This is a genomic window from Pseudomonas sp. (genome assembly GCF_050739775.1).
Lineage (GTDB): Bacteria > Pseudomonadota > Gammaproteobacteria > Pseudomonadales > Pseudomonadaceae > Aquipseudomonas.
In genome coordinates this window covers 144021-154813 of sequence record NZ_JBOICA010000004.1, presented here as the reverse complement: position 1 = coordinate 154813, position 10793 = coordinate 144021, and the positions used below count along the sequence as shown (strand labels likewise).

The following is a 10793-nucleotide window of genomic DNA, read 5'->3' as shown; positions in this document are numbered from 1 at the left end:
TTGGATAAGAGCTTCGTTGGCGCATGAGAATCCTGGCGATAAGGGTGATCGCGTCCGCTTAAAGATAGGCGGACACCATCGCCCTTAATACGGGGATTCTGAAGGTGTGTTCGCTGGCCGCTTACGTTGCCAAGGCAATCACAGTGGAACGGACGAGTTGACGACTGCTGGGCAGCTCACTTGCAGTTGGAAGCGGGGTATTGAACATAGTCAGAATTCCTTATGAGGAAACAAGCAGGCCAGTCAGCTGGTAACCCATAAGTAGGAAACCGGCACTCATCATGGCGACGTTGGCGGTGTAGGCATGGCGCCAGAAGCTGGCTGTCCGCCGCCAATAGCCCATCAGGATAAGAATGCTGCCGAGTGCCAACAGCTGACCGATCTCAACGCCAACGTTGAAAGCAATCAGGTTGGGGATCAGGCCATCCGAAGAGATCTCGTATTCCTGGATCTTGGTCGCCAAGCCGAAACCGTGCAGCAGACCAAACACCAGCGTGGCCACCTTGGTATTTGGCTGGAAGCCAAACCAGCGTTGAAAGGCGCCCAGGTTGTCGAGCGCCTTGTACACCACGGAGAAACCGATGATGGCGTCAATGACGTACGAGCTGATGCTGATTTCCGTGAGCACACCCAGTAATAGGGTGACCGAATGCCCGACGGCAAACAGCGTGACGTAGAGCCCGACATCCTTCATTCGATACAGGAAGAAGATCACCCCGAACAGAAACAGCAGGTGGTCGTACCCCGTCATCATGTGCTTGGCGCCCATGTAGATGAACGGCAGGAGCATCACGCCCGAGCTTTCCTGGATAAAGCCTTTATCTCCCTCGGCGACGGCATGAGCCAGCGCCGAGGGCATGTCTAAACAAAGCGATGCGACAAGTAAAAAGAGTAGCAATAGCGGTCGGCGTGAGCGCATAGCGAACACATCCCCGCCACTCGTTGGGTGCAATTGCATGGATCAATCCTACGTTGCAATGATCTTGAGCCGCTGTGCGGCCATGGTCAGGATGCAATCGGAGGACGGGGGGGACGCTCGATCAGGAATATTGGCGATCGGGGAAGTGAATGCCCTGGCGCGGCGAGGCGCACGAATGGCTTCTGCTGTGCAGCAAGCTGCACCGTAGAGCTCAGCTGAGGAGTCTCGTGCTGGTGGTCAGGGGTTAGTGGCGAGTGGTAATGGTCGGCACATTTAGCACAGGACGATGCTCCATGACTGTGATCATGCTCCGCTCCTTGCACCACCTCTGGTGCAGGATGCTTGTTGGGCACTGACAACGAATAGGCAGGCATGCCCCGCCCAAGCCGTGATAACGGCCAGAGCGAGAGCAAGAATCACCATCGTTGAGAGAGCGCGACTAAGCATCACAGGTGCCTTTCAGGCCAATTCCAAGGAATCTGAAGCGTGGTTGACCTATCCCCCCCTGGGGGATACGATGCCAGCGTAATTCATCGGAACCAGAGACTCAAGTCATGACTGAGCATGAGCACCTCCATGCCCATGACCACCCGCATGGTCATACGCATACCCATCAAAGCCACGAAGCAATCATCAAGCGCCTCAAACGTGCGGACGGCCACCTGCGAAGTATCATCGCGATGATTGAGGAGGGCCGCGAGTGCGTCGACATCGCACAGCAGCTGCATGCAGTTGAAAAAGCGGTTTGCCAAGCCAAGCGCACGCTCATTCAGGATCACATCGACCACTGCCTGGAAGACACCGTTGCGGCATTGAGTAACGGTGATCGATCTTCGCTTGAAGAATTCAAGCAAATCACGAAATACCTTTAGGTTCCCCATGCCGAATTTCGCAGAGTTGCTGCAGCAGGGCGGAGCCCACGCCTGGCTGTACTTCCCCAGTGCCATCTTACTTGGTGCTCTCCACGGGCTTGAGCCTGGTCACTCTAAAACCATGATGGCCGCGTTCATCGTTGCTATTCGTGGATCGGTGAAACAGGCGATTCTGTTGGGCCTTGCCGCCACGGTTTCCCACACGTTGGTGGTATGGCTGGTTGCAATCGGCGGGATGTACCTGGGTAAGGGGCTGGATGCGCAGACTACAGAGCCTTACTTCCAGCTTGCGTCTTCTGCCCTGATCATTGTGATTGCCTTGTGGATGCTCTGGCGGACGTGGCATGGCGAGCAGATGTTCAAATTCGAGCAAGGCGATGATCACCATCACGGCGATCATGATCACGGGCATCATGATGAGACTCACCGTATTGATACCAGCCATGGCCGGATCGAGCTTTCAATTTTCGAAGAAGGAGTACCCCCTCACTGGCGGATGAAAGTGCTAAGTGGCCATGCCTGGCCGGCTGCCCAAGTTCAATTGATCACCACCAGGCCCGATGGGATGGCCCAGCAATTCGCCTTTGTTGAGCGAGAGGGGTACCTCGAATCCACGGTTGATATTCCTGAACCCCATGAATTCAGCGCACGACTCAGCCTCGGCCATGCAGGTCATTCGCATGACTATGATCTCGCTTACCGCGAGCACGATCATGGTCACGGCCACTCCGAGCTTGAGGGTTTAGAACTGTCAGTCGATGGCTACCAGGACGCGCATGAACGTGCCCATGCCCACGACATCCGTAAGCGCTTTACCAACCGAGAAGTGACAACAGGTCAGATCATCATGTTTGGCCTGACCGGTGGCCTCATTCCATGCCCTGCCGCCATCACCGTATTGCTGCTCTGCCTTCAGGTTAAAGAGGTCGCACTGGGCGGCATGCTGGTTCTGTGCTTCAGCATTGGGTTGGCGCTTACCCTAGTGGCCGTAGGAAGCGCAGCAGCAATTGGCGCAAGACAAGCCTCCAATCGCTGGCCATGGCTAGGTACCGTGGCGCGGCGTGCGCCGTACCTCTCCTGCGTCCTGATTATCGGTGTCGGCCTCTATGTGGGCTTCCATGGCTGGATCGGTCTGAACAGCTGAGGGGGCTGCACAGTGTTCGAACTGACCAGCTACATCGGCCTGTTTCTGGCGGCACTCGGGGCCGCCACCCTGCTGCCCATGCAGTCAGAGGCATTGCTTGTCGGCATGCTGGTCTCCGACAAATTCGTGCCCTTGACACTGCTACTGGTGGCTACTGCTGGCAACGTCCTGGGCTCGTTGCTGAACTGGATACTTGGGCGCAGCATCGAGCACTTTCGGCATAAGCGTTGGTTTCCGGTCAGTGAGAGCAAGCTCGAAAAAGCCCAACAGTCCTATCAGCGCTACGGCCACTGGTCCTTGCTACTCAGCTGGGCCCCCGTCATTGGCGATCCACTGACACTGGTCGCAGGCATCATGCGTGAGCCTTTGTGGCGTTTCCTTCTGATTGTCACCCTGGCCAAGGGAGGGCGGTACCTGCTGCTAACTGTGCTGGTTCTGGGAGGTTCGTGATGAGCGCGTATGAGCCAACAGCACCGGTCATCAAACATCGCAATGCTGGCCAGGACCTGATCAAGTGGTTGGCAATGACCACAATGGTCATCGATCACCTGCGCTTGGTATGGCCCGAAATGGGCGACCTGTTTATCGTTGGACGGCTCGCTTTTCCGCTGTTTTGCGTAGCGATTGCTGCTAATGTGGCGCGTACGACACCCGGTGAGTTACTTACAGCAGCCAACGGCCGATACCTCATTTTGATGGTCTTGTTCGCGATCATCTCCGAGGTGCCATATCGCTACATAAGCACGTCTGGCTTGTTCAATGTACTGGTTACCCTGACATTGGGACTGCTGGTCACCTGGGGAATTCACCACCGCACATGGCTGGCCGGAGCCATGGTTATAACTGCGGGCGTGCTTACTTACCTGCTCGACGATACGCTGATGTACGGGTTCTACGGCGTCCTAGTACCAGCGGTAGTGCTCGTTGCAATCAAGCGGCCAGGCATACTGTGGTTACTGCCTGCGCTTCTGTGCGTGTTAATCAATACGCGCACAGCATCGTTGCCAAGGCTCTGGATCTCGACCCTCCGTCGATTTTAGCCTTGGGCACTGCTTTTGCTGCTCCACTTCTAGGACTGTGGCTGCTACGTCAGAGCCTGCATTTCAATGTGCAACCGGTTCGCCAGTGGGGGTATTGGTTCTATCCTGGGCACTTGGTTGCGTTGCAAGCCCTTCGTTTGTGTCTGTGAGGCACAAAAATGCCTTTCATCGGCTTACCCATAACCGAGTCCGCAAATTCTTGTCGGATGAAAGCAATTAGCCATAACCTGTGCGCGGTGGAAGGTTCCACCTACAAAAATTACGCATGGAGTTAGCCTGATGAAAGTCGTTTCCCTCGTGATTGCCGCTGTCTTTTCGTTCTCCTCGGTAGCCGCATTCGCGCACAGTGGTGGTACCGACGCTAAAGGTTGCCACACCAACCACAAAACTGGCGGTTACCACTGCCACTAAGCGGCAAAGCCCAGCGGTTGCTGGGCCTCTCCAATGGTGGTCATCAGGGAAGGTCGAACCAGCCATCCGTGCCATTGTTACTTCAGGGGCTTGATCGACACGATAGTGGCTGCCATTCCCTCGGCACGAAACTCAAACGCTACTTGATCCCCAGCTTTCAGGCCTGCCAGTTGCTTGTTTGTCGCATTGAATGCCATGGTCATGGCGGGCCACTGCAGGGCTGGCACGGCGCCATGCGCAATCGTCACTGTGTGCTTCGTGGTATCGACAGCCTTGATCGTTCCCTCGGCTTTGGCCACTGGAGCCTGCTGGGTTTCTTGCTTCATCTGCATGCCCTCCATGGGCATAGCGTCCATCTTCATACCCGGCATGTCCTCCGCCTGAGCGGAGAGAGACAGTGCGACAACGGTGCTTGCAACGGCGATCAGGGTCAGTTTCATACGACTTTTCCTTGAGGGGTGGTGGATACAACGGGGAGGTGCCGACGGCGCATCAAGCGGTAGGCCGCCGGAATGACAAAGAGAGAAAGCAAGGGCGCGGTGACCATGCCGCCGACCATCGGCGCGGCGATGCGACTCATCACTTCACTACCGGTGCCGCTGCCCCAGAGAATCGGTAAGAGGCCGGCGATGATCACCGCCACGGTCATGGCCTTGGGCCTAACGCGTTGCACCGCGCCTTCACGAATCGCGGCGACCAGCCCACGCTCTGTGTTGTCACCGAGGTCTTCACGTTCGGCCCAGGCGTTCTTCAGGTAGAGCAGCATGATCACCCCAAACTCAGCCGATACACCGGCCAGGGCGATAAAGCCGACACCGGTGGCCACCGACAAATTGAAACCCAGCAGATAGAGGAACCACGCTCCGCCCGTCAGGGCGAATGGCAGCGTGGCCATGATCAGCAAGGCTTCGTCGAAGCGGGCAAAGGTCAGGTAGAGCAGCACGAAAATGATCAGCAGCGTGGCCGGTACCACCAGCTTGAGCCGGGCGTTGGCCCGTTCGAGAAATTCGAACTGCCCCGAGTAACTCAAGCTCATGCCCGGCTGCAATGTGACCTGCTCACTGACGACCTGGCGCAGGTCGGCGACCACGGAAGCGATATCCCGCCCCCGCACATCGATATAGACCCAGCCAGAAGGCCGTGCATTCTCGCTCTTGAGCATCGGCGGACCGTCGCTGACCTTGATCTTCGCCACCGTGCCAAGGGTGATCTGGCTCCCCAGTGGGGTGTAGATCGGTAGTTGCTCCAGACCACCGAGCGAATCACGCCACTCACGCGGATATCGCACATTGATCGGGAAGCGGGCGAGCCCCTCAATGGTTTCCCCGACATTTTCACCGCCGATGGCGCCGGCGACGATCGATTGCACATCATCGATATTCAACCCATAGCGAGCAGCAGCTTTGCGGTCGATATCGACGTCGATATAGCGCCCCCCGGTCAGGCGTTCGGCCAGGGCCGAACTGACCCCAGGCACGTCCTTGGCCACACGCTCGACTGCCTGAGTGGCTGCATCGATGTCCGTCAGGTTGCTACCGGCAATTTTCACCCCGATCGGGCTCTTGATCCCAGTGGCGAGCATGTCGATGCGATTGCGAATCGGCGGGATCCAGATATTGGTCAATCCCGGCACACGCACTACCCGATCCAGTTCCTCCACCAGCTTCTCCTGGGTCAGGCCGGGTCGCCATTGCTCACGCGGCTTGAACTGGATAGTGGTCTCGAACATCTCCAATGGCGCCGGGTCGGTGGCGGTTTCGGCGCGGCCTGCTTTACCGAAGACGTGCTCGACTTCGGGCACCGTCTTGATCAGGCGGTCAGTCTGCTGCAGCAATTGCGCCGCTTTCTGCGCCGACAACCCTGGCAGCGCCGAAGGCATGTAGAGCAGATCGCCCTCGTCCAGCGGCGGCAGGAACTCACCCCCCAACCGGGACATCGGCCATAGTGTGCTGAGGAACACCAGCAGTGCGACCAGCATAGTGACTTTGGGCCGACGCAGCACCGCGTCCAAGGCGGGTTGATAGAGCCTGATCAACCAGCGATTCAGCGGGTTCTGTTCCTCATTGGGAATCCGTCCGCGAATCCAGTAGCCCATCAGCACCGGCACTAGGGTCACCGATAATCCGGCTGCCGCCGCCATGGCGTAGGTTTTGGTGAACGCCAGGGGCCCAAACAGCCGTCCCTCCTGTGCCTCCAGGGTGAAGACTGGGATGAACGACAAGGTGATGATCAACAGACAGAAAAACAGCGCTGGCCCTACCTCGATCGCAGCTTCGGTCATTAAATGCCAGTGATGTTCACCCTTGAGTTCTTCCCCTGGATGGGCCACGTGCCAGGCCTCGATCTTCTTGTGGGCGTTCTCGATCATCACCACTGCGGCGTCGACCATGGCACCGATGGCAATGGCGATACCACCCAAGGACATGATGTTGGCGTTGATTCCCTGGTAGCGCATGACGATGAAGGCCATCAATACTCCGACCGGCAGTGAGATAATGGCCACCAGGGATGAGCGCAGATGCCAAAGGAAAATCCCGCAGACTAAAGCGACGACGATGAACTCTTCGAGCAACTTGTGGCTGAGGTTTTCCACGGCGCGGTCGATCAGCTTACTGCGGTCATAGGTAGTGACGATTTCCACACCCGCCGGCAGGCTGCTTTTCAGTTCGTCGAGTTTGGCCTTGACCGCCGTGATGGTTTCGCGAGCGTTCTTGCCGCTACGCAGTATTACCACGCCGCCAACGGTCTCGCCTTCGCCGTCGAGTTCAGTGATACCGCGACGCATCTCTGGACCCAACTGGACCGTCGCGACTTCGCCGAGGGTCACTGGTACGCCACCGGCACCGAGCTTGAGTGGAATTGCTCGAAAGTCATTCAATGTCTTCAGGTAGCCTGACGCGCGAACCATAAACTCGGTTTCCGCCATCTCCAACACGGCGCCACCGGTTTCCTGGTTGGCCTTGCCAATCGCCTCGGTGACCTGCGCCTGGGTGATGCCGAGGCTGGCCAGTTTGAGCGGATCGAGCTGCACCTGGTACTGCTTGACCATGCCGCCCACGGTGGCCACTTCTGCCACATTGGGCAGGGTCTTCAGTTCAAATTTGAGAAACCAGTCCTGAAGTGCACGGAGTTGCGCCAGGTCGTGTCCACCGCTGCGATCCACCAGGGCGTACTGATAGATCCAGCCCACCCCGGTGGCATCTGGCCCCAACGCCGGCTTGGCACTGGCGGGCAGGCGACTTTGTACCTGGCTCAGGTACTCCAGCACCCGTGAGCGAGCCCAATACATATCGGTACCGTCTTCGAACAGCACGTACACGAAGCTGTCGCCGAAAAAGGAATAGCCGCGCACGGTTTTTGCCCCCGGTACCGAGAGCATGGTGGTGGCCAACGGGTAGGTCACCTGGTTCTCGACGATCTGCGGTGCCTGGCCCGGATACGGGGTGCGAATGATCACCTGCACATCGGACAGGTCCGGCAGCGCATCGATGGGCGTGCTCTGCACCGACCAGACGCCCCAGGCTGTGACAAACAGCGTGGCCAATAGCACCAGGAAGCGGTTAGCCACTGACCAGCGGATAAGAGCCGCGATCATGGCTGGCCCCCAAGTTTTTCCAGGCGCTCAACGCGCAAACCATCATCGGTTTGACTGACGGATACACGAACCTTGTCACCCGGCTTGAGCCCCTGCATGAGCGCAGGGTCGGCTAACGGAAAAGTCATGGTCATGCCTGGCATACCCAATGTCTTGAAGGGGCCGTGGGCGAGCGTGACGTCTTGGCTATTGATCTGCAGGACTTGCCCCTCCGACTCATGAAGGGCGGAGGCGGCGGTGGGAGGTGCTGGCATTTCCAGCGTGCTTGCGACGATGCCCTTGAGGCTGGCCTCGGAGTCGAGCAAGAATTGTCCGGAGCTGACGACCTGTTGACCTTCTTGCAAGCCTTTCAATACCACCGTCTTACCATCGTTTTCCTGCCCGAGTTGCACCTCTACCGGACGGTAGCGCCCCGCATCTTCAGCGAGCATCACCAGCGTGCGCCGACCGGTGCGGATGACCGCCTCGCTCGGCACCCACAAGGCACTTTGCTCGGTCGTGTGGTTCAGACGCACCTGCGCTGTCATTCCCGGTCTGAGTCGCCCGTCAGCGTTGGGGAGCTCGACTCGCACACGAACGGTGCGGCTATCCGAATTGGTTTCCGGCAGAATCGCACTGACCGTGCCGTTGAGCACTGTCCCCGGGAAGGCTGGCAGGTGTGCTTCTACCGTCTGTCCGACGATGATCGATCCAGTTTCCGACTCTGGAACGGCCACCGCCAGCCAGACGCTGCTCAAACCATTGACTCGGGCCAGCGTCTCGCCGGCCGCCACGGTCATGCCCGTACGGACATCCAACTCTTGCAGCACACCGCCAATGGGGCTGGTAAGGGTCAGGTTCGGCTGGACCTTGCCGCTGCGCTCTACCTGAGTAATCAGTGCCGCCGGCATTCCCGTGAGGCGCAGCCGTTGGCGGGCCGCTGCCAGCAAGTCGGCATCGCCATTACGTTTAAGTGCGAGGAATTCTTCCTGAGCAGCGGCCCATTCCGGTACCAGAATATCCGCCAATGGTGCATTGGCCTTGAGCACGTCGCCTGGAGCGCGGGCATACACCCGCTCGACAAAGCCAGCGGTACGCGCCTGAATCACCGCGACATGCCGCTCGTTGAACGCCAGCACGCCGACAACGTCCAGGCTGGAGGCGAGGACGCCACGAGTGACTGTCGCAAAACGCAGGCCGAGATTCTGGGTCAGGCTCGGGTCGATACTGATGGCAGCACTGTCCGCCGCAGAATCAGCGTATCGGGGCACCAATTCCATGTCCATAAAGGGCGATTTGCCCGGTTTATCGAACTTCTGCTGCGGGACCATCGGGTCGTACCAATACAGCACCTTGCGTTCGTCTTGCGTCTTGGAAGCCTGCTGGGTGAGCGCATCAGGCATTGTGTTCATGCGTTGCTGAGCGAACCAGTAGCCGCCTGCAACCCCTAGGGCGACCGACAAGCCAATCAACACAGCCCCTTTCCAGATTCGAGTGCTCATTGGCTCGTTTCCCCATAGCTGAAATACAAGCGTGCGTTGGTCAGCGCTCGCTGCTCTTCGACGTCAATTTGCTTGAGGCGGGCCTCGATGAGTTCACGCCGGGCCGCGATAACAGCCGCCAGGTCGCCTTTACCGGCGCGGTAGCTGGCCATGCTCAGTCCAATCTTCTCCTTGGCCAGGGGGACCAGGCTTTCCTGACTGCGGTGTACGGCACGGTTGAGACGCTCGTAGTCAGCCAGATCCGCCTCCAGTTGCTGGGTATGCTCGCGTGTAAGCGCTTCGCGCTCGGCTTCCAATTGATTCAGCTCGGCGTGTTTGGCGGCGATCCTGGGATTTTGTCGGGAGCCGGGGAACAACGGCAGGTCCCATGAGAATTGCACGCTGACCATGTCGCCGAACTCCCGTCCGCGGCGCTGGTAATCGACTTCCCAGCTCCAGTCGGACTGCTTTTCCGCTTCGGCTTCGCGCACCTTGGCTTCAGCCTCGCGGGTCATCGGCGTAAACGCTGCCAGTTCAGGGTGATGTTGCAACTTGTGGGAATAGCCCGAGGTATCGACAGGCCATTCCGGTAGACGGCCCACAGGCTGGTCATTGGCGGCGGCGCCAATCCAGCGCTTGAGAGCTGCTCGAGCTTGTGCTCGCTGGCGAATCAGATCGTCCTGTTGCTCCGCCAACTGCGCCGCTTCCTGCCTGGGTGTGACCGCATCGGCAGGCTGGGCGCGGCCACCGGCGATCTGCGCCCGGACGGTATCGCTCAACAGACGATTTTCTTTGTAAAAGTCCTGGAACAGCACCTCTTTACGCTCGACTGAATAGCTGCTGATCCAGGCCAATGCCGTGGCCTGTCGGACAGTCAATCGCTCGATTCGACCTTCAGCCGCGGCTCGGTCAACGGCTGCTTCGGCGACTTCGATACGCGCCCGGCGCTTGTCGCGGTTGGGCATTTCCTGCATGACCCCAACCATCTGCATGGTCATGAAGTCTTGGTCAATGCTCCAGCGATCCGGGCCGCCAATCGGGTAGTTCTGCACCCCCAGCAATAGTTTCGGATCGGGTAGCTCGCCGGCGGGGATGGCTGCGCTGCTGGCAGCTCGGAGTTTGGCCGCTTGGGCGGTGAGTGAGGGGGCATTGTTTTCAGCCAGCCGTAAGGCTTCATCGAGGGTCAGCGGGGCGGCAACGCTCGGCAATGGCAGTACGCTTGCCAGCAGACCGGCTACGAGGGACCAACCTGTGCAATAGCACTTGGAGTTCATGTTCACGATTCCTGTGATGAATCACGGCGTGTCTCTTCAGAGATGCACGCAGGTATGCCATCGCATCAATGGCGATGG

General features: G+C 58.6%; 10 protein-coding genes and 1 pseudogene. 5 read left to right on the top strand and 6 right to left on the bottom strand.

Going from position 1 to position 10793, the window contains the following annotated elements; genetic code table 11:
• Positions 1-127 precede the first annotated feature (127 nt).
• Both ACRESH_RS04125 and ACRESH_RS04120 read right to left on the bottom strand, forming a co-directional pair.
• A pseudogene (locus ACRESH_RS04125) lies at positions 128-208 on the bottom strand (transmembrane anchor protein); the annotation flags it as partial.
• Between the two features lie 12 nt (positions 209-220).
• Positions 221-958, bottom strand: coding sequence for a HupE/UreJ family protein (locus ACRESH_RS04120; protein ID WP_431740749.1), 738 nt, complete (start codon positions 956-958; stop codon positions 221-223).
• Positions 959-1473: 515 nt separating this feature from the next.
• On the opposite strand from ACRESH_RS04120, the gene ACRESH_RS04115 reads away from it, so the two are divergent.
• The 5 genes from ACRESH_RS04115 to ACRESH_RS04095 all read left to right on the top strand — a co-directional run bounded on the left by ACRESH_RS04115 (position 1474) and on the right by ACRESH_RS04095 (position 4386).
• Positions 1474-1791 (top strand): metal-sensing transcriptional repressor, encoded by a 318-nt coding sequence (locus tag ACRESH_RS04115; protein ID WP_431740748.1) that lies wholly within the window; start codon positions 1474-1476, stop codon positions 1789-1791.
• A gap of 7 nt (positions 1792-1798) precedes the next feature.
• A complete protein-coding gene (locus tag ACRESH_RS04110; RefSeq protein WP_431740755.1) occupies positions 1799-2935 on the top strand; it encodes a nickel/cobalt efflux protein RcnA in 1137 nt (378 codons plus the stop codon).
• A 12-nt stretch (positions 2936-2947) separates the two neighbouring features.
• Positions 2948-3385, top strand: a complete 438-nt coding sequence (locus ACRESH_RS04105; protein ID WP_431740747.1) for a YqaA family protein — start codon at positions 2948-2950, stop codon at positions 3383-3385.
• Positions 3385-3975, top strand: coding sequence for a TraX family protein (locus ACRESH_RS04100; RefSeq protein ID WP_431740746.1), 591 nt, complete (start codon positions 3385-3387; stop codon positions 3973-3975). The genes ACRESH_RS04105 and ACRESH_RS04100 overlap by 1 nt, the downstream gene beginning before the upstream one ends.
• A gap of 279 nt (positions 3976-4254) precedes the next feature.
• Positions 4255-4386, top strand: a complete 132-nt coding sequence (locus tag ACRESH_RS04095; protein WP_431740745.1) for a YHYH domain-containing protein — start codon at positions 4255-4257, stop codon at positions 4384-4386.
• Positions 4387-4463: 77 nt separating this feature from the next.
• Here ACRESH_RS04095 and ACRESH_RS04090 read toward each other — a convergent pair whose 3' ends face one another.
• The 4 genes from ACRESH_RS04090 to ACRESH_RS04075 are packed head-to-tail and all read right to left on the bottom strand — an operon-like array spanning position 4464 to position 10715.
• A complete protein-coding gene (locus ACRESH_RS04090; RefSeq protein WP_431740744.1) occupies positions 4464-4826 on the bottom strand; it encodes a copper-binding protein in 363 nt (120 codons plus the stop codon).
• Positions 4823-7981 (bottom strand): efflux RND transporter permease subunit, encoded by a 3159-nt coding sequence (locus tag ACRESH_RS04085; RefSeq protein ID WP_431740743.1) that lies wholly within the window; start codon positions 7979-7981, stop codon positions 4823-4825. The genes ACRESH_RS04090 and ACRESH_RS04085 overlap by 4 nt, the downstream gene beginning before the upstream one ends.
• A complete protein-coding gene (locus tag ACRESH_RS04080; protein WP_431740742.1) occupies positions 7978-9462 on the bottom strand; it encodes an efflux RND transporter periplasmic adaptor subunit in 1485 nt (494 codons plus the stop codon). Before ACRESH_RS04080 ends, ACRESH_RS04085 begins: the two co-directional genes overlap by 4 nt.
• Positions 9459-10715, bottom strand: coding sequence for a TolC family protein (locus tag ACRESH_RS04075; RefSeq protein ID WP_431740741.1), 1257 nt, complete (start codon positions 10713-10715; stop codon positions 9459-9461). The genes ACRESH_RS04080 and ACRESH_RS04075 overlap by 4 nt, the downstream gene beginning before the upstream one ends.
• Between the last annotated feature and the right edge of the window lie 78 nt (positions 10716-10793).

Coding starts and splice junctions, on each gene's coding strand:
- ACRESH_RS04080 (WP_431740742.1), bottom strand. CDS start 9,462: ATGAGCACTCGAATCTGGAAAGGGGCTGTGTTGATTGGCTTGTCGGTC.
- ACRESH_RS04115 (WP_431740748.1), top strand. CDS start 1,474: ATGACTGAGCATGAGCACCTCCATGCCCATGACCACCCGCATGGTCAT.
- ACRESH_RS04090 (WP_431740744.1), bottom strand. CDS start 4,826: ATGAAACTGACCCTGATCGCCGTTGCAAGCACCGTTGTCGCACTGTCT.
- ACRESH_RS04100 (WP_431740746.1), top strand. CDS start 3,385: ATGAGCGCGTATGAGCCAACAGCACCGGTCATCAAACATCGCAATGCT.
- ACRESH_RS04085 (WP_431740743.1), bottom strand. CDS start 7,981: ATGATCGCGGCTCTTATCCGCTGGTCAGTGGCTAACCGCTTCCTGGTG.
- ACRESH_RS04120 (WP_431740749.1), bottom strand. CDS start 958: ATGCAATTGCACCCAACGAGTGGCGGGGATGTGTTCGCTATGCGCTCA.
- ACRESH_RS04110 (WP_431740755.1), top strand. CDS start 1,799: ATGCCGAATTTCGCAGAGTTGCTGCAGCAGGGCGGAGCCCACGCCTGG.
- ACRESH_RS04095 (WP_431740745.1), top strand. CDS start 4,255: ATGAAAGTCGTTTCCCTCGTGATTGCCGCTGTCTTTTCGTTCTCCTCG.
- ACRESH_RS04075 (WP_431740741.1), bottom strand. CDS start 10,715: ATGAACTCCAAGTGCTATTGCACAGGTTGGTCCCTCGTAGCCGGTCTG.